The sequence below is a fragment of the Serratia sp. OS31 genome (assembly GCF_014164835.1).
Taxonomy (GTDB): Bacteria; Pseudomonadota; Gammaproteobacteria; order Enterobacterales; family Enterobacteriaceae; genus Serratia; species Serratia liquefaciens_A.
Map to the genome: position 1 here is coordinate 139,552 of NZ_JACJFQ010000009.1, position 21,242 is coordinate 160,793.

The window sequence follows — 21,242 nt, forward strand, 5'->3', positions numbered from 1 at the left end:
AGAGAAATTTTCACATGGCAGGTTTAAAACTACAGGCAGTCACCAAGTCTTACGACGGTAAAACGCCGGTAATCAAGCAGATTGACCTCGACGTGGCGGACGGTGAATTTATCGTGATGGTCGGCCCGTCCGGCTGCGGCAAATCGACGCTGTTGCGCATGGTGGCAGGGCTGGAACGCACCACCAGCGGCGATATTTATATCGACAGTCAACGCGTAACGGATATGGAGCCGAAAGATCGCGGTATCGCGATGGTGTTCCAGAACTATGCGCTGTATCCGCATATGAGCGTATACGACAACATGGCCTATGGCCTGAAAATTCGCGGCTTCGGCAAACAGCATATCCAGCAACGGGTAGAAGAAGCTGCGCGTATTTTAGAGCTGGAGCCGCTGTTGCAACGCAAGCCGCGCGAGCTTTCCGGCGGCCAACGTCAACGGGTAGCGATGGGGCGCGCTATCGTGCGTGAGCCGGCGGTATTCCTGTTTGATGAACCGCTGTCGAATCTGGATGCCAAGCTGCGCGTCCAAATGCGCCTGGAACTGCAACAACTGCATCGCCGGCTGAAAACCACCAGCCTGTATGTGACGCACGATCAGGTGGAGGCGATGACGCTGGCACAGCGGGTGATCGTCATGAACAAAGGCGTGGCAGAGCAAATTGGCACCCCCAGCGAGGTCTATCAGCGCCCGGCGTCGCTGTTCGTCGCCAGCTTTATCGGTTCGCCGGCGATGAACCTGTTGCCGGGTACCCTGAGCGCAGACGGCAGCCAGCTGCAGCTGGCGGAGGGGATGACGCTGAATTTACCGCAGCCAAAGGCGCAGTGGGGCGGTCGCCGGTTGACGCTCGGCATCCGCCCGGAGCATATTCAACTGACCACCCCCGAGCAAGGGGGCGTGCCGCTGGCGCTGCAAACGCTGGAGTTATTGGGCGCGGATAACCTGGCGCATGGGCAGTGGGGCGGTCACGGCGTGATTGCGCGTTTGTCGCATGAAACTATGCCGACGGCGGGCAGCACGCTATATTTGCAGTTGCCTGCACAGGCGCTGCACTTTTTTGATACCGATAGCGGATTACGGATGGAATCATGACCACAGCCTGGCCTTATCCCCACATTGTCGCCCACCGCGGCGGCGGTTCTCTGGCGCCGGAAAATACCCTGGCGGCGATCGACGTCGGCGCACGCCACGGTCATAAAATGATTGAGTTCGACGCCAAGCTGGCACAGGACGGGCAAATATTTCTGTTGCACGACGATACCCTCGATCGCACCAGCAACGGTTGGGGCGTGGCGGGTGAATTACCGTGGGACAAACTGGTACAGCTGGATGCCGGCAACTGGTACAACTCCGCTTACAAGGGCGAACGCTTGCCGCTGTTGGCCGAAGTGGCGGAACGCTGCCTGCAGCACGGCATGATGGCGAACATTGAAATCAAGCCTACCACCGGCAGCGATGATGAAACCGGCCGCGTTGTGGCGTTGGCGGCACGTTTGCTGTGGCAGGGCCAGACCGATCCGCTGCTCTCTTCTTTCTCGATTGAGGCGCTTGAGGCGGCGCAGCGTACGGTGCCGGAACTCCCACGCGGCCTGTTGCTGGATCACTGGGACGACAACTGGCAGGCGCTGACCGAAAGACTGGGCTGCGTTTCATTGCACATCAACCATAAAGAATTGACGGCCGAACGGGTGTCGGCGTTGAAGGCGGCGGGGCTGCGCATTCTGGTTTATACCGTTAACCAGCCCGCCCGTGCGCGCCTGTTGTTGAACTGGGGCGTTGACTGTATTTGCACTGACCGGATAGATTTGATCGGCCCGGACTTTCCCAACGAGTGATCCCGTTGCCACGGGCGCAGTTTGCTGCGTCCGTGAGAAAGCCGTCGGCGCCTGTTGAATATTGCGACGTCAGCCCTTTGCCGCCGCGCTAACGGAAGGGATGCGATGTCAGTTTTCATGGTTTCTTTATGGCACCAAATAGCGCTTTCTTTGCCGTTGTTTGTGCTGATCGTGTTGGGGTATGGCCTTATCCGCTGGGGTAAATGGCCGGCTACCATCACCGACGGTTTAACGCGTTTCGTCTTCTCTCTGGCCCTCCCCGCTATGCTGTTTCGCATGATGTGCGACTTTTCGCAACGTCCGGCGGTAGATGCTCGCTTGCTGATTGCCTTTTTCGGCAGTTGCCTGATTGTGTTCGTGATCGGGCGAATCACGGCGCGCCGGGTATTTAAACTGGATGGCGTGGCAGGATCGGTGTTCGCGTTGGGCGGAATTTTCTCCAATAACGTGATGCTGGGTCTGCCTATCGCCAGCGTCATGCTTGGCGAGGCGGCGATCCCGTCGGTGGCCTTGGTGTTGGTGTTTAACGGCCTGATCCTCTGGACGCTGGTGACTATCTCCATCGAATGGGCGCGCAATGGTTCGCCGACGCTGCAGGGCTTTATCAAAACAGCGCGTAGCGTGCTGACCAACCCGCTGATTATCGGCATTCTTTCCGGCACGCTGTTCAGCCTGACCGGCTTGCCGCTGCCGACGTTTGTCGATCAGCCGGTCAGTATGCTGGGTCAGGTTGCCGCACCGCTGTCGCTGGTGGTGCTGGGTATGGGGCTGGCGGAGTATCGCATCAGCGAAGGCTGGCGTCTCAGCAGCGGCATCTGTTTCCTCAAGCTGATTGTTCAACCGCTGATCATCTGGCTACTGGCCTGGATGATGGACCTGCCGCCGATGGAAACCCGGGTGGTGGTGTTGCTGGGGTCGATGGCCGTTGGCGTCAATGTTTACCTGATGTCACGCCAGTTCAACGTATTGACCGGGCCTGCCGCCACCAGCCTGGTGATGTCCACCGTGCTGGCAGCGGTCACCACGCCGCTGATCCTTACCATCATGGGCGTGCGGGGCTAGCCGGTAGCGGTGCCTGGGATACCGGCGGCGCCGTGCGATTGAATGGGCTGCGCGGCTGGTTGCCATTGGGCAGCAGTTGCCCGCCGTTTGGCGCCGTTCGCTGCAGTTGTTGCTGATTATTATCGAACTGCCGCTGCTGTTGCAGGCGGCGCTGATCCATCTGCTGATTATTCAACATACGCTGTTGTTGCGCCTGTTGAGTGCGTTGGTTGAGAAACTGCTGTTGCGAGCTGAGTTCGGTAACGCCGTTGGCTGCAGTGGCCAATCCGGACAGCAGCAACAGGCCATAGAGCAGATGATAACTTTTCATGATGTTCTCCTCGTCTTTTATTAAGCCTAACCCAGCGGTGAAAATTTGCCGACAGTTTGTATTTTGCTCAGATGTAAACCGCCTTTTCATCACGCCCCTTCCTGCCTTCCGCTACAATCGCCCTTTCTGAATCTTTAGGGTGAACCCATCGTGCTGCTTCTGGTGATTACGACCATCCTGTGGGCATTTTCTTTCAGCCTGATTGGCGAATATCTGGCGGGTCAGGTCGACAGCTGGTTCTCGGTGCTGATGCGCATCGGTTTGGCGGCGGCCGTGTTCCTGCCTTTCCTGCGCTGGCGCAACATCAAGCCGAAAGTGATCCTGCTGTATATGCTGGTAGGAGCCTGCCAGCTTGGCATTATGTACCTGTTCAGCTTCCGTGCTTACATGTACCTGACGGTGCCGGAATTCCTGCTGTTTACCGTGCTGACGCCGCTGTATGTTACGCTGATTTATGATTTGATCAGCGGTCAGCGCCTGCGCTGGGGGTATGTGCTCAGCGCGCTGCTGGCGGTGCTGGGGGCAGCAATTATCCGTTACCATCAGTTAAGCGAGCACTTTTGGTGGGGGCTGTTACTAGTGCAGGCGGCGAACATCAGCTTCGCTATCGGCATGGTCGGTTACAAACGGCTGATGGAAGTGCACCCGCTGCCGCAACACACCGCATTTTCCTGGTTCTATCTGGGGGCCTTGGTTGTGGCGGTGGTCGCCTGGTGCCTGTGGGGCAACCCGCAGCAGCTGCCAACCACTAACCTGCAGTGGGGGATTTTGGTGTGGCTGGGCGTGGTGGCTTCCGGGCTGGGTTATTTCATGTGGAACTACGGCGCAACGCAGGTGGATGCCGGTACTTTGGGCATCATGAATAACATGCATGTGCCGGCAGGACTGTTGGTTAATCTGGCCATCTGGCAGCAACAGCCGCATTGGCCAAGTTTCATTATCGGCGGGGCGGTGATTGTCGCTTCGCTGTGGGTGCACCGCCGCTGGGTAGCACCGAAAGTGGTCAGCAAATAAACGGGCAGCCCAAGCGCGAGCTGCCCTGAAGGTCAGGGCTGCGAAGCCAGTGGTTTCACGCTGGCGACGCCGGCGCTTGGGCGTGCAGCATCACGTACGAAGGGCAGATGATTGCAGGCGTGCTGGCGTGCCGAGCGGATAAAGGCTTCGGTGACAGCCTGGCGCTGTTCACCGTCGCGTACCGCGGCATAAAGACGGCTCCACAGGCCATCCCCCAGGGTTTTGGTCACCACTAATCCCTGGCGTTCAAAACTTTCCACCACCCAATGCGGCAACGCCGCGATCCCCATCCGCGCCGATACCATCTGGATCAGCAACAGGGTGTTATCCACGTTTTTCAGCGCCGGGCTGATGCCTGCGGGCTGCAGGAAATGGCGCCAGATATCCAGCCTCTGACGCTGTACCGGGTAAATCATCAGCGTTTCGTCAATCAAATCTTCAGGCTCGATGTGCAGCTTGCTGGCCAATGGATGATCCGGCGCCAGCACCAGTCGTACTTCGAAATCAAACATCGGCGAATAGTGCAAACCGCTGCGCGGCAGAATGTCGGAGGTCAGCACCAGATCCAGTTCACCCTGTTGCAGCGCCGGCTGTGGATCAAAGGTGACACCGGATTTGAAGTCCATCGCCACCTGCGGCCAACTCTGACGGAAGTTATCCAGCGCCGGCGTCAGCCATTGAATGCAGCTGTGGCATTCAATGGCGATACGCAGCGTGGCCTGATGAGGTTCGTGGCACGCCTGCAGCGCCTGCTGGATTTGCGGCAGCACCTGCTCTGCCAGCTGCAACAGGATCTCACCCTGCGCGGTAAAGCGCAGCGGCTGGCTTTTACGAACGAACAGCTTGAAGCCCAGACGCTGCTCCAGATCGCTGAACTGATGCGACAGAGCAGACTGTGTCTGATGGAGTTGGGCCGCCGCGGCCGCCAGCGAGCCGGTATTGCGCAGAGCCTGCAGCGTCCGTAAGTGTTTCAGTTCGATCATGAGAGTCCTTCACAGTGACAGTGAATAAATTGCGCTTGTGGTTAATACAGTACCTGCGGATTATGGATGTGTAAACATCTGGACGGCTAAATGGGGAATATGACGATGGCAATTTTAAATCACACACTGGGTTTTCCTCGCGTTGGGCTAAGACGTGAACTGAAAAAAGCTCAGGAAAGCTACTGGGCTGGCAACTCAACGCAGGAAGAACTGTTGGCGGTTGGCCGCGAGCTGCGCGCTCGCCATTGGCAACAACAGCAGCAGGCCGGGGTGGATTTGGTGCCGGTCGGCGATTTCGCTTGGTACGACCATGTATTGACCACCAGCCTGCTGCTGGGCAACGTGCCGGCACGTCATCAGAATGCGGATGGCTCAATCGATCTGGATACGCTATTCCGCATTGGCCGTGGTCGCGCACCCACCGGAAAACCGGCAGCGGCGGCAGAGATGACCAAATGGTTTAACACCAACTACCACTACATGGTGCCTGAGTTCCACAAAGGCCAGCAGTTCAAACTGGGATGGACCCAACTGTTGGAAGAAGTGGACGAAGCGCTGGCCCTGGGCCACAAAATCAAGCCTGTGTTGCTGGGGCCGCTGACCTATCTGTGGCTGGGTAAAGTGAAAGGCGAGGCGTTTGACCGTTTGTCGCTGCTGAAAGACATCCTGCCGGTTTACCAGCAGGTGCTGGCAGAATTGGCGCAGCGCGGCGTGGAGTGGGTGCAAATTGACGAACCTGCACTGGTGCTGGAGCTGCCGCAGGAATGGCTGAGCGCCTTCAAGCCGGCTTACGACGCGCTGCAAGGTCAGGTAAAACTGCTGCTGACCACCTACTTCGACAGCGTGGGTCACAACCTCGATACGATCCGCGAGCTACCGGTGCAGGGGCTGCACGTTGATCTGGTTGCCGGTGATGACGATATCGACGCATTGAACAAGGCGCTGCCGAAAGCGTGGCTGCTGTCTCTGGGCGTCATCAACGGCCGTAACGTCTGGCGTGCCGATCTGAGCAGTTGGTTCGAACGCCTGCAACCGTTAGTCGGCAGCCGCCCACTGTGGATCGGTACTTCCTGTTCACTGTTGCACAGCCCTATCGATCTGAGCGTGGAAACTCGTCTGGATGAAGAAGTGAAGAGCTGGTTCGCCTTTGCCCTGCAAAAATGTACCGAATTGACCCTATTGAGCGCGGCGCTGAACGCACCGGGTGCCGACAAGCAGGCCGAACTGGACGCCTATAGCGCGCCAATCCGTGCTCGTCGTCAGTCCAGCCGCGTACATAATGCGCAGGTAGGGCAACGTCTGGCGGCGATTACCGCACAGGACAGCGAACGTCAGCGCCCTTACGCCGAGCGAGCTCAGGCACAGCGTGAGCGCTTTAACCTGCCGGCCTGGCCGACCACCACGATAGGGTCTTTCCCGCAAACCACGGAAATCCGCGGCCTGCGCCTGGACTTCAAGCAGGGGCGTTTGGACGGCAACAACTACCGCACCAGCATTAGCGAACACATCAAACAGGCGATCGTTGAACAAGAGCGCCTGGGGCTGGACGTGTTGGTGCACGGCGAAGCCGAGCGTAACGACATGGTGGAATACTTCGGTGAAAACCTGGACGGCTTCGTATTCACTCAAAACGGCTGGGTACAGAGCTACGGTTCCCGTTGCGTAAAACCGCCGGTGATCATTGGCGATATCAGCCGTCCTCAAGCCATCACCGTCGAGTGGGCGAAGTATGCTCAGTCGCTGACCGACAAGCCGGTAAAAGGCATGCTGACCGGTCCGGTCACCATTCTCTGCTGGTCGTTCCCGCGTGAAGACGTGACCCGCGAAGTGATCGCCAAACAGATCGCCCTGGCGCTGCGCGACGAAGTGGAAGATCTGGAAAAAGCCGGTATCGGCATCATCCAGATTGACGAGCCTGCACTGCGCGAAGGTTTGCCGCTGCGTCGATCCGACTGGGCGGCTTACCTGAACTGGGCGGTGGAGGCGTTCAAACTGAACGCCGCTGTCGCGCAAGATGACACGCAGATCCACACTCACATGTGTTATTGCGAGTTCAACGACATCATGGATTCCATCGCGGCGCTGGACGCCGACGTGATCACCATCGAAACCTCGCGTTCCGATATGGATCTGCTGGAAGCCTTCAAAGAGTTTGAATACCCGAATGAAATTGGACCGGGCGTGTATGACATCCACTCGCCGAACGTGCCAAGTGTGGAATGGATCGAAGCGCTGCTACGCAAAGCTGCGCAGAACATCCCGGCAGAGCGCCTGTGGGTGAACCCGGACTGCGGCCTGAAAACCCGTGGCTGGCCGGAAACCCGTCAGTCGCTGACCAACATGGTGCTGGCCGCACAGCGCCTGCGTGAGCAGTTGGTTTAAGGGGTTAAGCCTGATTATTCTGGGCGCTTCGGCGCCCTTTTTTATGACGTAAGAGACTGCCTGTTCAGGCAGCCTTTAGGCGAGATGTTATTTAACGCCGGGCACTCCGTACTGCGCGAACCAAGCGAGCATGCGTTGCCAGCCATCTTCTGCGGCTTCGGCGTCAAAGCTGGGCCGGTAGTCGGCATTGAAGGCATGGCCGGCTTCGGGATACACCACGATCTCGGCATTGGCGTTGGCGGCGCGGATCGCCTGACGCATGCTTTCCACCGTCTCTTGCGGGATGCTGCTGTCCTGGCCGCCGTAGAGCCCCAGCACCGGTGCCGTGAGCTGCGTGGCGATATCGACCGGATGTTTTGGTGAATTCAGCGTTTTTTCACCCACCAGTCTGCCGTACCAGGCCACCGCGGCTTTTAACTGCGGGTTGTGCGCGGCATAGAGCCAGCTAATACGTCCCCCCCAGCAGAAACCGGTAATCGCCAGCTTGCCGGCATCGCCGCCGTGGCGAGTTGCCCAATGGGCAGCATGATCCAGATCCGCCAGTACCTGACGATCCGGCACCTTGCTCACCAGCTTTTGGAACAGTTCGCTGATATCGGTGTATTCCCGGGCATCCCCTTGACGGAAGTACAGCTCGGGCGCTATCGCCAGATAACCCTGCTTCGCCAGGCGACGGCACACATCCTGAATATGTTCATGTACACCAAAAATCTCCTGTACCACCAGAACGACCGGGAAGGGGCCGCTGTGATCCGCCGGTTTGGCGATATAGGCAGGCAGGTTGTCACCCTGAGAAGGAATGGTGGTTTCCCCGGCATGAATGCCTTGCTCGTCGGTGAGGATGGTAGAAGTCGCCAGGGGGGTTACGGCCGGGGTGAATCCCCCCTGGGCCTGTTTTAATGTCATCACATGATCGGTTTTCATTGCGGTCTCCGTGCAATCAATAGAGAAAAGCGCTGCGATTAACTATAGGAAAGATTACCCGTTATTGGCATTGAGTGGAGCATTTTCAGTCAAGTCTGTAAAAAACGATTAAATATCCGGCTTTACCGCGTTTTTATTGTCTTTTTATCATGCTATTACGCAAGTTGACCTGCATTAGTACCATAAGGTGCCTTAGTTCCGCTTATTCTGGCTAAGTCACCGATAAGCCAAGGCTATTTTTCTGTATCGGCATACGGGATTTATTGGTAAACCGCCTTGATAAATTCCGAGTGGCGGGGGAAACCGGCGGTGCGATTTGTCGACTAGACTGGTGGCTATTGGGGCCATCGGGCGGGCCTTATTGCTAATTTTTGTGACTTTAGTCACAAGAGTTATGTAGATTGCATTCTGTTTCTTTGTCTGTAGTGATTGCCGTCACGAAATTTCGTGACGATTTTCAGTAGAGTACTTTTTTGTTCCTCCCAATAAACATGATCTATGAGGAGTCTCGTATGTCTCAATCTGACGTTTTCCATCTCGGCCTGACCAAAAACGATTTACAAGGGGCCCAGCTTGCCATCGTTCCTGGCGATCCGCAGCGCGTAGAGAAAATTGCCAAGCTGATGGAAAATCCGGTGCACCTGGCTTCCCATCGTGAATTCACCTCCTGGCGTGCAGAGCTGGACGGCAAGGCAGTGATCGTCTGCTCCACCGGTATCGGCGGCCCGTCGACTTCTATCGCGGTTGAAGAGCTGGCACAGCTGGGTATCCGCACCTTCCTGCGTATCGGCACCACGGGTGCGATCCAGTCAGACATCAATGTAGGTGACGTTCTGGTCACCACCGCGGCGGTTCGTCTGGACGGTGCCAGCCTGCACTTCGCGCCGATGGAGTTCCCGGCGGTGGCCGATTTTGCCTGTACTACCGCACTGGTCGAGGCTGCCAAGGCAGCAGGCGCTACCACGCACATCGGCGTGACCGCGTCTTCCGACACCTTCTATCCGGGCCAGGAACGTTACGATACTTACTCCGGCCGCGTCGTCAGCCGTTTCAAAGGTTCGATGGAAGAATGGCAATCGATGGGCGTGATGAACTATGAAATGGAATCTGCCACGCTGCTGACCATGTGTGCCAGCCAGGGCCTGCGTGCCGGTATGGTTGCCGGTGTGATCGTTAACCGTACCCAGCAGGAAATTCCGAACGCGGAAACCATGAAAAACACCGAGAGCAAAGCGGTGCAGATCGTGGTTGATGCGGCGCGTCGTCTGCTGTAATCCCTCCGTAATTCAACGGGCCGCCATGCGGTCCGTTTTTCCATTCAGCCGTTATCTGTTACGGTTATCATCATTAGCGCCATCTAACTGGCCACCTCTTTGACCCGTTGAGCCCGGTTTTACCGATGCTCTCAGGTTGCGTTTTATCAGACAATAACCACGAGGACGTCTATGACCGCCCAGATCCTGCTTCATCCTTCATTGGCACCGCTTGATGGCGGCATTAACTTTCGCGATCTCGGCGGTAACAGCGTTGCTGATGGCCGCCGCATCAAGCGCGGGTTACTGTTCCGTTCCGGGTCGCTGGAGCGCCTGACGGAAAACGACTGCGCCTTCCTGGCCGGCGTGCCGGTGCGATCGGTGCTGGATTACCGCGATCCCGATGAAGTGCAGGCCAAGCCCGATATCCTGTGGCAGGGGGCGGATTACCACCATTTTCCTGCCAACCCGTTGAGCAATGAGGTTAATGCCAACCTGGAAAAACTGACCAGCGAAACGCTGGCCGGTTTCGATGCGCGGGCGTTTATGCTGGAGTTGTACCGCCGACTGCCGTTCGGCAATGCGGCTTACAAGCAGTTAGCCCATCTGCTGAGCCATACCGATAACGGTGCCATCGTCCAGCACTGCGCAGTCGGTAAGGACCGCACGGGGGTTGGATCGGCGTTGGTATTATTCGCACTGGGTGCCGATGAGGCGACGGTGGTGGAGGATTACCTGCTGACCGAAACCACGTTGGCGACCTTCCGTGAACAGATGTTGGATCAACTGTCGATTCGTTTAAGTGATTCGGCATTGGGGCAGTTTGCCTATGTGCTGAGCGCCCGAGAAGAGTTCCTGATGACCGCCCTGGGCTGCATCCGTGACCAATACGGTTCTACCGACCGTTGGCTGGAGGCGGAATACGGGCTGGGGCAAAGCCAACGAGCAGCGCTGCAGGCGTTCTACCTCGAGTAAACCGCGTGGATGTTTAGCCGGGGTTTAACCGACGCCGGCTGGCATTGCGTATCCTTGGGGCAGTAAACCCCGCATCAGGAGCCCGTATTGAGCCTCAATGACATTATCCACTGGGTCAGCGACACCGTGCGCCAGCACGAAGGCTGGGCCATCCCGATTATCTTCTTCCTGGCGTTTGGCGAGTCGCTGGCGTTCCTGTCGCTGCTGTTGCCGGCCACGGTGATCTTGCTGGCGCTGGGCGCGCTGATTGGCGAAAGTGGCATTGCCTTTTGGCCTATCTGGGCCGCCGCCGCCGCGGGTGCCTTCTTTGGCGACTGGCTTTCCTACTGGATTGGCTACCACTATCAAGATCGCGTGGCGCACATGTGGCCGCTATCGCGTAATCCGCAACTGCTGACGCGCGGCCATGCGTTTTTTGAGCGCTGGGGCGTGCTGGGCATTTTTATTGGCCGCTTCTTTGGTCCGTTGCGGGCCGTGGTCCCGCTGGTCGGTGGCATTTGCGCTATGCCCCAGCGTTATTTTCAGGTGGCGAATGTTACCTCGGCGATGATCTGGGCGTTCGGCATTCTGGCGCCGGGGGCGTTTGGCATCAAGTGGTTAAGCCAGTGGTTTGGCTAATCTTTGCCTGACTTGCGCAGCGTTTCGCAATAATGCGCCGTCGGGACAAAATCAGGCTGGACATCCATACAGCATCCCCTTAACGTGACGGGCAGCGGGCGGATAAAACGCCGGAACGGTCAGGTGTAACAGGAGGCAGGGTGGATACCAGTTTGGTTTACGGTATAGGCGGGGTGGCGGTAGGCCTGCTGTTGGGCTGGTTAATCGCCAGCCTGCGCGTGCAGCAGTCCCATGCGCAGCATGAAACCGAGCTGCGGCTGCTGGAACAATCGCTGCAACAGGCGCAGCAGGAAACGGCAGCCCGGCAAGAGACGCTCCTGCGCCATGAACAGCAAATGCGGCAGAACGATTTGGAGCTGCGCAATTTGCATAGCCAGTTGGCTGCCGGACACGAAAAGCTTCAGCAGCTTAATCACTGGCGTAACGAATGCGAATTGTTGAACCAGGAACTGCGCGCACAGCGTGAAGTGAACAGCGCCCAAGAAGCCGAGCTGCGTGAGGTGACCATCCGTCTGGAGGAAACTCGCATGGCGGCGGAAGAGAAACAGCGTCTGTTGATCAACAGCGAGCAGCGCCTTACCACCCAATTTGAAAATTTGGCCAACCGCATTTTTGAACACAGCGGACGTAAGGTGGATGAGCAAAATAAGCAGAGTCTGGATCGCCTGCTGTTGCCGCTGCGTGAGCAACTGGACGGTTTTCGCCGCCAGGTGCAAGACAGTTTTGGCCAGGAAGCTCGCGAACGTCATACGCTGACCCACGAAATACGCAACCTGCAGCAGCTTAATGCGCAAATGGCGCGTGAGGCCATTAACCTGACCAAGGCCTTGAAAGGGGATAATAAAACCCAGGGCAATTGGGGCGAAGTGGTATTAAGTCGGGTGTTGGAAGCTTCGGGCCTGCGAGAAGGGCACGAATACGAAACGCAGGTCAACGTGCGGCTGGACCATCAGAGCCGGATGCAGCCCGACGTTATCGTTCGTCTGCCGCAGGGCAAGGACGTGGTGATCGATGCGAAAATGTCGCTGGTGGCCTACGAGCGTTACTTCAACAGCGAAGATGAAACGGAGCGCGAAGCCGCGTTGAGTGAGCATATTGCCTCGCTACGTGGCCATATTCGTCTGCTGGGCCGTAAGGATTATCAGCAGTTGCCCGGCCTGCGTTCGCTGGATTACGTGTTGATGTTTATCCCGGTGGAGCCGGCTTTCCTTTTGGCCATAGACCGTGAGCCGGAGCTGATTAGCGAAGCGCTCAAGCACAACATTATGCTGGTGAGCCCAACCACCTTGCTGGTCGCCCTGCGCACCATCACCAACCTGTGGCGCTATGAGCATCAGAGCCAGAATGCTCAACGCATTGCCGACCGGGCTGCGCGATTGTATGACAAAATGCGGTTGTTTGTTGACGACATGTCGGCGCTTGGGCAGAGCCTGGATAAGGCCCAGGGGAGTTATCGCCAGGCGATGAACAAACTGAGTGAAGGCCGTGGTAATCTTATCGGCCAGACCGAGGGGTTCCGCGCGCTGGGGGTTGAGGTGAAAAGACCGATCAACCCGCTGCTGGCCCAGCAGGCCAGCGCACAGCATGATGAAGAATTCGAGGCAGCGGGCGAAGATGACATTGACGCGCTGCCGGGGGCGGAGGATGACGACGCCGCAGAGCAACCACGCTCCGCATCGCAGGCATGACAGCCGCGGTGAGGTGGGGTATTTCGTGGGGTTCTGGTACACTCAACCACACTAAATTGACTGAATAGCAGGCAGGACAATGGCAGATCAACCGCAGGAAACCACCGATTTCGGTTTTCGCACCGTAGCTCGAGACGAAAAGCAGGCCATGGTGGCAGACGTTTTTCATTCGGTAGCGGCAAAGTATGACGTGATGAACGACCTGATGTCGTTTGGTATCCACCGTATCTGGAAGCGTTTTACCATTGATTGCAGCGGCGTGCGCCGTGGGCAGCGTGTGTTGGATCTGGCCGGCGGTACCGGTGACCTGGCCGCCAAGTTCTCCCGCATGGTCGGTGAGCAAGGACAGGTGGTGCTGGCGGACATCAACGATTCCATGCTGAAAATGGGGCGCGAAAAGCTGCGGGACCGCGGCATTGTCGGCAACGTCAGCTACGTTCAGGCCAACGCCGAAGCGCTGCCGTTCCCGGACAACTATTTTGACTGCATCACCATCTCCTTCGGCCTGCGCAACGTCACCGACAAAGACAAGGCACTGCGCTCCATGTTCCGCGTGTTGAAGCCGGGTGGCCGTTTGTTGGTGTTGGAGTTCTCCAAACCCCTGCTGGCGCCGCTGAGCAAGGCTTACGACGCTTATTCTTTCCACGTGTTGCCGAAAATCGGCGAACTGGTGGTGAAGGATCCAGAAAGCTATCGCTATCTTGCCGAGTCGATCCGCATGCATCCCGATCAGGAAACGCTGAAGGGTATGATGGGCGCAGCCGGTTTTGACAACGTGACCTATTTTAACCTGACCGGCGGTATTGTGGCCCTGCATCGCGGCTTCAAGTTCTGATATGGACATGCCGATGCTGCTAACCCCTTTGTTGACCGGCGTGCTGGAAACATCGCTCAATAGCTTGCTGTTCCGCGATCGCAGCATGAAGGCCGCCCGTCTTCGCCTGGCTGGCAAGGTGCTGCGCATAGAGTTGCAGGAGCTTGCTTCGCCGTTGGTACTGATCTTCAGTGAGCAGCGCGTCGATGTGCTTGGCCAGTCTGACGATACTGCCGACTGCACGGTGCGCAGCCGCATATCTGTGTTGCTGCAACTGCGGGATCGTCAACAGCTTTCGCCCTTGATGCGCAGCGGCGAGCTGATTGTTGAGGGCGATATTCAGGTCGTGCAGCAGTTGGTTGGCCTGCTTGATCTGGCTGAGTGGGATCCGGCGGAATGGCTGGCGCCTTATCTCGGTGATATTGCCGCGCAGGGTATCACTCAGGCGTTCGGCAAGGGTGCGAATCTGCTGAAGAGAGGTTTGCAGCGTCAACAGCATTACGTGGCCGAAACCTTGACGGAAGAGTGGCGTGTGGCTCCTGGCCCGCTGGAAGTGGTGTGGTTTAACGAGGAAGTTGACGCCACCGTTCGCAGTGTCGAAGCGCTGATGGCTCGCATGGACAAGTTGGAGGGTAAACGATGACCCCTGGCGAACTACGCCGCCTGTATTTGATCGTCCGCGTTTTCCTCAGTTATGGCCTGGATGAACTGATCCCCAAGATACGTTTGACGTTGCCGCTGCGCTTTGGCCGACGTCTGCTGTTCTGGATGCCAAACCGCCACGCGGATAAACCGCTGGGGGAGCGTTTGCGTCTGGCCTTGCAGGAGCTGGGGCCGGTATGGATCAAGTTTGGTCAGATGATGTCTACCCGTCGTGACCTGTTCCCGCCACAGATTGCCGATCAGCTGACTTTGCTGCAGGATAGGGTTGCCCCTTTCGACGGTGCCCTGGCGCGCAAGCATATCGAATTGGCGATGGGCGGCCCGCTGGAAACCTGGTTCGATGATTTTGACCAACAGGCGCTGGCTTCGGCATCCATCGCGCAGGTTCATACTGCACGGCTGAAAACCACCGGGCAGGAAGTGGTGCTGAAGGTGATCCGGCCGGATATCGGGCCGATCATCAAGGCCGACGTTCGCCTGATGTATCGCCTGGCGGGCTGGGTGCCAAAACTGATGCCGGACGGTCGCCGTTTGCGCCCGCGTGAAGTGGTGCGCGAATATGAAAAGACCTTGCTGGACGAACTGAACCTGCTGCGCGAAGCGGCCAACGCCATTCAGCTGCGCCGTAATTTCGATGGCAGTCCGATGCTGTATGTGCCAGAGGTTTATTCCGATTACTGTCGCGAAAGCGTGCTGGTGATGGAGCGGATCTACGGCATCCCGGTTTCGGATATCCCTACGCTGGAAAAGCAGGGCACCAACATGAAACTGTTGGCCGAACGTGGGGTACAGGTGTTCTTTACCCAGGTCTTCCGCGACAGCTTCTTCCATGCGGACATGCATCCCGGCAATATTTTTGTCAGCTATGAGCATCCTGAAGATCCCTGCTACATCGGCATTGACTGCGGTATTGTCGGTTCGCTGAACAAAGACGATAAGCGCTATCTGGCGGAAAACTTTATCGCCTTCTTCAATCGCGACTACCGCAAAGTGGCAGAGTTGCACGTTGATTCAGGCTGGGTGCCGCGCGATACCAACGTGGAGGATTTCGAATTCGCTATCCGCACCGTGTGCGAGCCTATTTTCGAAAAACCCCTGTCGGAAATTTCGTTTGGCAACGTGCTGTTGAACCTGTTCAATACCGCGCGCCGTTTCAATATGGAAGTGCAGCCTCAACTGGTGTTATTGCAGAAGACCTTGCTGTATGTTGAAGGTCTGGGACGGCAGCTCTATCCGCAGCTGGATTTGTGGACCACCGCCAAGCCTTTCCTGGAAAGTTGGATGCGCGATCAGGTCGGTATTCCGGCGGTGATCCGGGCACTGAAAGAAAAAGCGCCGTTTTGGGCGGAGAAACTGCCCGAACTGCCTGAATTATTTTACGATAGCCTGCAGCAACATAAGCTGTTGCAACAAAGCGTTGATAAGCTGACCAATCAGATGCAGGCGCAGCGCGTTCGCCAAGGGCAATCACGTTATTTGTTCGGAGTTGGCGCTACACTGTTAGTAAGCGGTACGATTTTGCTGTTGGGGGACGTCGATGTGTTCCCTGCGTGGCTGATGGCAGCCGGCATCGTATCCTGGGTGATTGGCTGGAAGCGAACCACCTGAATTGACTCGAAACTCTGGTAAAATCTGCCGTATAATGCGACGGATTTTGAAAAAACCCTTTTAAAATAGAGGTAATTGCAATGGGCGGTATTAGTATTACGCAATTGTTGATCATCGCGGTGATCGTGGTGCTGCTGTTCGGCACCAAAAAGCTCCGTACTCTGGGGTCCGATCTCGGTGCATCAATCAAGGGCTTCAAAAAGGCGATCGGCGATGACAACACGCCGCCAACCAACACGGCTGAAAAAAGCAGCCTGGACGACGCTGACTTCACGGCCAAGCCTATTACCGATAAGCAGCCGGAAGTGAAAACGGAAGAGTCGAAGAACAAAGAGCAGGTATAAACCGTGTTTGACATTGGGTTTAGTGAACTGCTGCTGGTTCTGGTGATTGGCCTGGTGGTACTTGGGCCAGAACGGTTGCCGGTAGCGGTAAGAACAGTTTCGGGCTGGATCCGCGCGCTGCGTTCGCTGGCGGCTTCAGTGCAGAATGAGCTTTCTCAGGAACTTAAGCTGCAGGAACTGCAGGACAGCCTGAAAAAGGTAGAGAAGGCGGGCATGCAGAATTTGTCGCCGGAGCTGAAGGCGTCAATGGATGAGCTGAAAGACGCAGCGGAATCGCTGAAACGCTCTTATCAGGGCGACAGTGGCACCAAAACCGAACCTGCGCACACCATCCATAACCCTCTGGTCACCGATCCGGAAGCCATTCATGACGGCGTGACGCCGGCGGAAGCCGCGGCCGTGGCATCCTCTCCGGCCGCAGTGCCGGAGCCGGTTGCAACGGGCACGCCGCAGGTGGAACAACCTGCCACGGCACCGGTGAAACAACCGGTCGCGCCGGCTGTTCAGGCCACCCCAGAACCTGTTGTGGATAAAACCCCAGCGTCTCACCAACCTAGTGGCGATCGTTAAAACATGGCTGTTGAAGATACCCAACCCCTTATCAGTCACCTGATAGAACTGCGTAAGCGGCTGTTAAACTCGATTATCAGCATACTGGCGATCTTCCTGGTGCTGGTTTTTTTCGCCAATGATATTTATCAACTGGTGTCCGCGCCGCTGATCAAGCAACTGCCTGCCGGGGCAAGCATGATCGCCACAGACGTGGCTTCACCTTTCTTTACCCCGATCAAGCTGACGATGATCGTCTCGGTATTCGTGTCCGCGCCGGTGATCCTGTACCAGGTCTGGTCCTTTATTGCGCCGGCGTTGTATAAGCATGAACGTCGCCTGATGATGCCTTTACTGGTCTCCAGCAGCCTGCTGTTTTATCTCGGCATGGCCTTTGCCTACTTTATCGTCTTCCCGCTGGCGTTCGGCTTTTTTGCCAAAACTGCACCGGCCGGGGTGATGATCGCCACCGACATCAATAACTATCTCGACTTCGTCATGGCGCTGTTTATGGCGTTTGGCGTGGCGTTTGAGGTGCCGGTTGCCATTATTTTGCTTTGCTGGAGTGGCGTCACCTCACCGGAAGATCTGAAAAAGAAACGTCCTTACGTTTTGGTCGGGGCTTTCGTGGTCGGCATGCTTCTGACCCCGCCGGATGTGTTCTCGCAAACCTTGCTGGCCATTCCGATGTATCTGTTGTTTGAAGTGGGCGTGTTCTTTGCCCGTTTCTATACCGGTAAACGTCGTCCACAGCCGGAAGAAGAAGACGAGGGTGACGAACCCCCGGCACCTTAAATTTGTTTGCTCCTGAGCCGCCCGATGGGCGGCTTTTGCATTGGGAAAACCATGTTTGATATTGGCGTAAACCTCACGAGTTCACAGTTTGCCAAAGACGGCCCTGCGGTGGTGGATCGCGCACGAGGCGCAGGCGTGACAGGGCTATTGATTACCGGCACTGATTTGCAGGAAAGCCAGGCTGCCTGTGAGCTGGCGCAGCAGCATCCTGGTTATTGCTGGTCCACCGCCGGTGTGCATCCCCATCAGGCCAGCAGTTGGAATGAGCAGGTCGCAGAGCGGCTCCGTGAGTTGGCCTCTCAGCCGCAGGTTGTAGCTATGGGTGAATGTGGGCTCGATTTTAACCGTAATTTTTCCACCCCAGAGCAGCAGGAGAGGGCATTCAGCGCTCAACTGGCGCTGGCGGCGGAGCTGAAGATGCCGGTTTTCCTTCATTGCCGTGATGCGCACGCACGTTTTGCCGCGCTGTTGACGCCGTGGTTGGATAAACTGCCCGCGGCGGTAGTGCACTGTTTTACCGGCACCGCCGAAGAATTGGAAAGTTGCTTGTCGCTGGGCCTGTCGATCGGGATTACCGGCTGGGTCTGTGATGAGCGACGTGGCCTGGAGTTGCGCGCATTGCTGCCGCAGATCCCCGCCGATCGTCTGTTGTTGGAAACCGACGCACCCTATCTGTTGCCCCGGGATTTACATCCGAAACCTGCATCTCGCCGCAACGAACCCTGTTTTTTGCCTCATATCGTCCGGCAGGTGGCTACCTGGCGACAAGAAGATCCCGAATGGCTGGGGCAGAAAACCGATGAGAACGCCCGCCGGCTATTCCGGCTGGAATGAGTTAGGAGAAAACTATGAGCTATGCATTTCCGGGTACCTTCCCGGGTCGCCGTATGCGCCGTGTGCGCCGTCACGATTTCAGCCGCCGCCTGGTGGCCGAGAACCAACTGACGGTTAACGACCTGATTTATCCGGTATTTGTCATGGAAGGCAGTAACCGACAGGAAGCGGTGGCATCGATGCCAGGCGTATCGCGCATGAGCATCGACCTGCTGATCAAAGAAGCGGAAGCCATCGCCAAGCTTGGCGTGCCGGTGATCTCCCTGTTCCCGGTAATTGAACCTGGCCTGAAGTCACTGCACGCGGAAGAAGCTTATAACCCGGAAGGTCTGGTACAGCGTACGGTGCGTGCACTGAAAGACGCGGTGCCAGAGCTGGGTATTCTGACGGACGTGGCGCTCGATCCCTACACCACTCACGGTCAGGACGGTGTTATCGACGAACAGGGTTATGTCATTAACGACATCACCAAAGAGATCCTGGTTCGCCAGGCGCTGTCTCACGCGGAAGCCGGGGCAGAGATCGTGGCACCGAGTGACATGATGGACGGCCGTATCGGCGCGATCCGCGATCGCTTGGAGCATCAGGGGTTGGTGAATACTCAAATCATGGCTTACTCCGCCAAATATGCGTCTTGCTACTATGGCCCGTTCCGCGATGCGCTCGGTTCCAGCGGTAATCTGAAAGGCGGCAACAAGAAAACCTATCAGATGGACCCGGCCAACAGCGACGAAGCGCTGCAGGAGATCGCACAGGATCTGCAGGAAGGCGCGGATATGGTGATGGTGAAGCCAGGTATGCCGTATCTCGACGTAGTGCGTCGGGTGAAAGACACCTTTGGCGTGCCGACTTTCGCCTATCAGGTTTCCGGTGAGTATGCGATGCACATGGCGGCGATTCAAAACGGTTGGTTGCAGGAGCAACCGGCGGTGATGGAATCGCTGATGTGTTTTAAGCGTGCCGGCGCCGATGGCGTCCTGACCTACTTCGCCAAGCGAGTCGCTCAGTGGATGCATGAAGAGGCTATGCAGCGCTAAGGCGCTAGCCATAGAGACAAAAGGCGCCCTGGGCGCCTTTTTGCATTACAGTTTTTGGAATTGTCGGTTATCCACGCTTTGACTGACCTGCTTGTTGATCAGGTTCAGCAGCAGCATTGAACGAGCTTCGCCGTCCGGCTCGGTGTAAATCGCTTTCAACCCTTCGAACACGCCATCGACGATTAACACGCTATCACCCGGCTGTGGCGTTTCCGGATCGACGTAGGTTTCACCGGTATGCGTCTGCAACTCTTCGATGACTTTCTGCGGGATGGTGGTCGGCGTTGAGCCAAAGCGCACAAAGTGGCTGACACCACGAGTTGCACTGATGGTAGTGGTGTGGATGCGCTCCGGATCGAACTTCACAAACAGGTAGTTCGGAAACAGGGGCTCGCTGACCGCAATGCGTTTACCGCGTACGATCTTTTCCAGCGTAATGATCGGACTCAGGCAGTTCACTTCCTGCCGTTCCAAATGGTCCTGCGCCCGTAAAAGTTGGCCGCGCTTGCAATACAGTAGGTACCAAGATTCCATAATTTCACATGCCTTTCTGTCAGCCGGTAAGCATATCAAAAGCCATTACGGATACATAGTGATGCAAGTTTCAGCATGTAACGGCCGCTATCTGCATGAATTGTTGGCAATTAGCGAAGGGTCACACACTTATTCGCACGGCTTGGGTATAACAGAGGGCTAAAAATTTGTTACCGTCGGAGTATGCCTTGTGCGGCTTTTGTCGGGTGTGACGTATTCATCGTTTTCGATTGAGGGGGAAAAATGGAGTTATTTCTGTTGAGCAACGGCAAGCTGTCCGGTGAGGATGAACTGCTGGGGTATGCCAAGAGCCACTTGCTGGCGATGATCGCGCGTCGTGGCATTACGTCTGCCGTATTTATCCCCTATGCCATGATCCGCAGCGATTACGATCAGCGTGCGCAGGAACTGGCGAAAATTCTCGGCATCAAGGTCACCAGCATTCACCACGCCGACTCTCCCGCAGCGGCGATTGAACAGGCAGAATGCATTTTGGTCAGCGGCGGCAATACCTGGATGCTGAATCAGATGCTGCATGAAAACGGCCTAATCGTCCCGATTCAACGGGCAGTTCGTGAACGTAGCGTGCCCTACGTGGGGTGGAGCGCAGGGTGTAACGTTGCCACACCAAGTATTCGCACCACCAATGACATGCCGGTGCGTAACAGCGTCGTACTGCCGGCGCTGAGCCTGTTCCCGGTGCAGATTAACCCGCATTATATCGATGCCCATATTAGTGGTCACATGGGGGAAACCCGCGATGAACGCCTGGCCGAGTTCTGCGCGGTTAACCCGAGCGAATCCGTAGTGGCGTTGCGCGAGGGCAGCCTGTTGCACGTTGAGGGTAATGATCTGCGTTACTTTAGCGCCAGAGATCAAGGTTTCAAGGTGTTCCGCCACGGTGTGGAAACTCAGGAATATCGCGATACCCGGGCATTGCGTCCGCTGGTGCCCTTTACCTGCCACTAATGCCGACGATGTCTTTACCGGTGTTTAACAAAAGTGCAGCAACAACTGTGAA

Annotated in this window: 22 protein-coding genes; 18 read left to right on the forward strand and 4 right to left on the reverse strand. The window is 56.8% G+C overall.

Annotated elements, in window-relative coordinates:
* Positions 1-14 precede the first annotated feature (14 nt).
* The 3 genes from H5P17_RS10490 (at position 15) to H5P17_RS10500 (ending at position 2,896) form a co-directional block, all read left to right on the forward strand.
* Complete coding sequence (locus H5P17_RS10490) at positions 15-1,091, forward strand: sn-glycerol-3-phosphate import ATP-binding protein UgpC (protein ID WP_182822751.1); 1,077 nt, start codon at positions 15-17, stop codon at positions 1,089-1,091.
* Positions 1,088-1,834, forward strand: a complete 747-nt coding sequence (gene ugpQ, locus H5P17_RS10495) for a glycerophosphodiester phosphodiesterase (RefSeq protein WP_044554452.1) — start codon at positions 1,088-1,090, stop codon at positions 1,832-1,834. Before H5P17_RS10490 ends, ugpQ begins: the two co-directional genes overlap by 4 nt.
* 105 nt (positions 1,835-1,939) lie before the next feature.
* A complete protein-coding gene (locus H5P17_RS10500) occupies positions 1,940-2,896 on the forward strand; it encodes an AEC family transporter (protein WP_044554453.1) in 957 nt (318 codons plus the stop codon).
* Here the strand turns inward: H5P17_RS10500 and H5P17_RS10505 are convergent.
* Positions 2,877-3,206, reverse strand: a complete 330-nt coding sequence (locus H5P17_RS10505; protein ID WP_044554454.1) for a hypothetical protein — start codon at positions 3,204-3,206, stop codon at positions 2,877-2,879. The genes H5P17_RS10500 and H5P17_RS10505 overlap by 20 nt on opposite strands.
* A 150-nt stretch (positions 3,207-3,356) precedes the next feature.
* Here H5P17_RS10505 and H5P17_RS10510 point away from each other — a divergent pair, with 150 nt between their 5' ends.
* A complete protein-coding gene (locus H5P17_RS10510; RefSeq protein ID WP_044554455.1) occupies positions 3,357-4,220 on the forward strand; it encodes a carboxylate/amino acid/amine transporter in 864 nt (287 codons plus the stop codon).
* 32 nt (positions 4,221-4,252) lie between these two features.
* Here the strand turns inward: H5P17_RS10510 and metR are convergent, their stop codons facing one another.
* On the reverse strand, positions 4,253-5,203 hold the full coding sequence (metR, locus tag H5P17_RS10515; RefSeq protein ID WP_044554456.1) for an HTH-type transcriptional regulator MetR: 951 nt from the start codon (positions 5,201-5,203) through the stop codon (positions 4,253-4,255).
* 90 nt (positions 5,204-5,293) lie between these two features.
* Between metR and metE the strand changes: the two genes are divergently transcribed.
* Entirely contained in the window at positions 5,294-7,585 is a 2,292-nt protein-coding gene (gene metE, locus H5P17_RS10520; protein ID WP_182822752.1) for a 5-methyltetrahydropteroyltriglutamate--homocysteine S-methyltransferase, read from the forward strand.
* 87 nt (positions 7,586-7,672) lie between these two features.
* Here the strand turns inward: metE and H5P17_RS10525 are convergent, their stop codons facing one another.
* Positions 7,673-8,509, reverse strand: a complete 837-nt coding sequence (locus tag H5P17_RS10525; protein ID WP_182822754.1) for a dienelactone hydrolase family protein — start codon at positions 8,507-8,509, stop codon at positions 7,673-7,675.
* Between the two features lie 512 nt (positions 8,510-9,021).
* On the opposite strand from H5P17_RS10525, the gene udp reads away from it, so the two are divergent.
* From udp to hemB, 12 genes are all read left to right on the forward strand, one after another.
* Positions 9,022-9,783, forward strand: coding sequence for a uridine phosphorylase (gene udp, locus H5P17_RS10530; protein ID WP_044554459.1), 762 nt, complete (start codon positions 9,022-9,024; stop codon positions 9,781-9,783).
* Between the two features lie 171 nt (positions 9,784-9,954).
* A complete protein-coding gene (locus H5P17_RS10535) occupies positions 9,955-10,737 on the forward strand; it encodes a tyrosine-protein phosphatase (RefSeq protein WP_182822756.1) in 783 nt (260 codons plus the stop codon).
* 87 nt (positions 10,738-10,824) lie between these two features.
* On the forward strand, positions 10,825-11,355 hold the full coding sequence (locus tag H5P17_RS10540) for a DedA family protein (protein WP_182822757.1): 531 nt from the start codon (positions 10,825-10,827) through the stop codon (positions 11,353-11,355).
* 140 nt (positions 11,356-11,495) lie between these two features.
* On the forward strand, positions 11,496-13,043 hold the full coding sequence (gene rmuC / locus H5P17_RS10545; RefSeq protein ID WP_182822759.1) for a DNA recombination protein RmuC: 1,548 nt from the start codon (positions 11,496-11,498) through the stop codon (positions 13,041-13,043).
* A 79-nt stretch (positions 13,044-13,122) separates the two neighbouring features.
* A complete protein-coding gene (gene ubiE, locus H5P17_RS10550; protein ID WP_020824839.1) occupies positions 13,123-13,878 on the forward strand; it encodes a bifunctional demethylmenaquinone methyltransferase/2-methoxy-6-polyprenyl-1,4-benzoquinol methylase UbiE in 756 nt (251 codons plus the stop codon).
* A gap of 13 nt (positions 13,879-13,891) precedes the next feature.
* Entirely contained in the window at positions 13,892-14,500 is a 609-nt protein-coding gene (locus H5P17_RS10555) for an SCP2 domain-containing protein (protein ID WP_044554483.1), read from the forward strand.
* Positions 14,497-16,128, forward strand: coding sequence for a ubiquinone biosynthesis regulatory protein kinase UbiB (gene ubiB / locus H5P17_RS10560; RefSeq protein WP_044554463.1), 1,632 nt, complete (start codon positions 14,497-14,499; stop codon positions 16,126-16,128). Before H5P17_RS10555 ends, ubiB begins: the two co-directional genes overlap by 4 nt.
* A gap of 80 nt (positions 16,129-16,208) precedes the next feature.
* Positions 16,209-16,472, forward strand: a complete 264-nt coding sequence (gene tatA, locus H5P17_RS10565) for a Sec-independent protein translocase subunit TatA (RefSeq protein ID WP_006323098.1) — start codon at positions 16,209-16,211, stop codon at positions 16,470-16,472.
* 3 nt (positions 16,473-16,475) lie between these two features.
* A complete protein-coding gene (gene tatB, locus H5P17_RS10570; RefSeq protein ID WP_044554464.1) occupies positions 16,476-17,042 on the forward strand; it encodes a Sec-independent protein translocase protein TatB in 567 nt (188 codons plus the stop codon).
* Between the two features lie 3 nt (positions 17,043-17,045).
* A complete protein-coding gene (tatC, locus tag H5P17_RS10575) occupies positions 17,046-17,816 on the forward strand; it encodes a Sec-independent protein translocase subunit TatC (RefSeq protein WP_012004722.1) in 771 nt (256 codons plus the stop codon).
* A 51-nt stretch (positions 17,817-17,867) separates the two neighbouring features.
* The gene (gene tatD / locus H5P17_RS10580; protein ID WP_182822761.1) at positions 17,868-18,650 is read left to right on the forward strand and encodes a 3'-5' ssDNA/RNA exonuclease TatD; all 783 of its coding nucleotides are present in this window, start codon (positions 17,868-17,870) and stop codon (positions 18,648-18,650) included.
* 14 nt (positions 18,651-18,664) lie between these two features.
* Positions 18,665-19,687, forward strand: coding sequence for a porphobilinogen synthase (gene hemB, locus H5P17_RS10585; RefSeq protein WP_044554465.1), 1,023 nt, complete (start codon positions 18,665-18,667; stop codon positions 19,685-19,687).
* A gap of 45 nt (positions 19,688-19,732) precedes the next feature.
* Here the strand turns inward: hemB and rfaH are convergent, their stop codons facing one another.
* The gene (gene rfaH, locus H5P17_RS10590; RefSeq protein WP_020824847.1) at positions 19,733-20,221 is read right to left on the reverse strand and encodes a transcription/translation regulatory transformer protein RfaH; all 489 of its coding nucleotides are present in this window, start codon (positions 20,219-20,221) and stop codon (positions 19,733-19,735) included.
* A gap of 243 nt (positions 20,222-20,464) precedes the next feature.
* On the opposite strand from rfaH, the gene pepE reads away from it, so the two are divergent.
* The gene (gene pepE, locus H5P17_RS10595) at positions 20,465-21,190 is read left to right on the forward strand and encodes a dipeptidase PepE (RefSeq protein ID WP_115057978.1); all 726 of its coding nucleotides are present in this window, start codon (positions 20,465-20,467) and stop codon (positions 21,188-21,190) included.
* Positions 21,191-21,242: the final 52 nt, after the last annotated feature.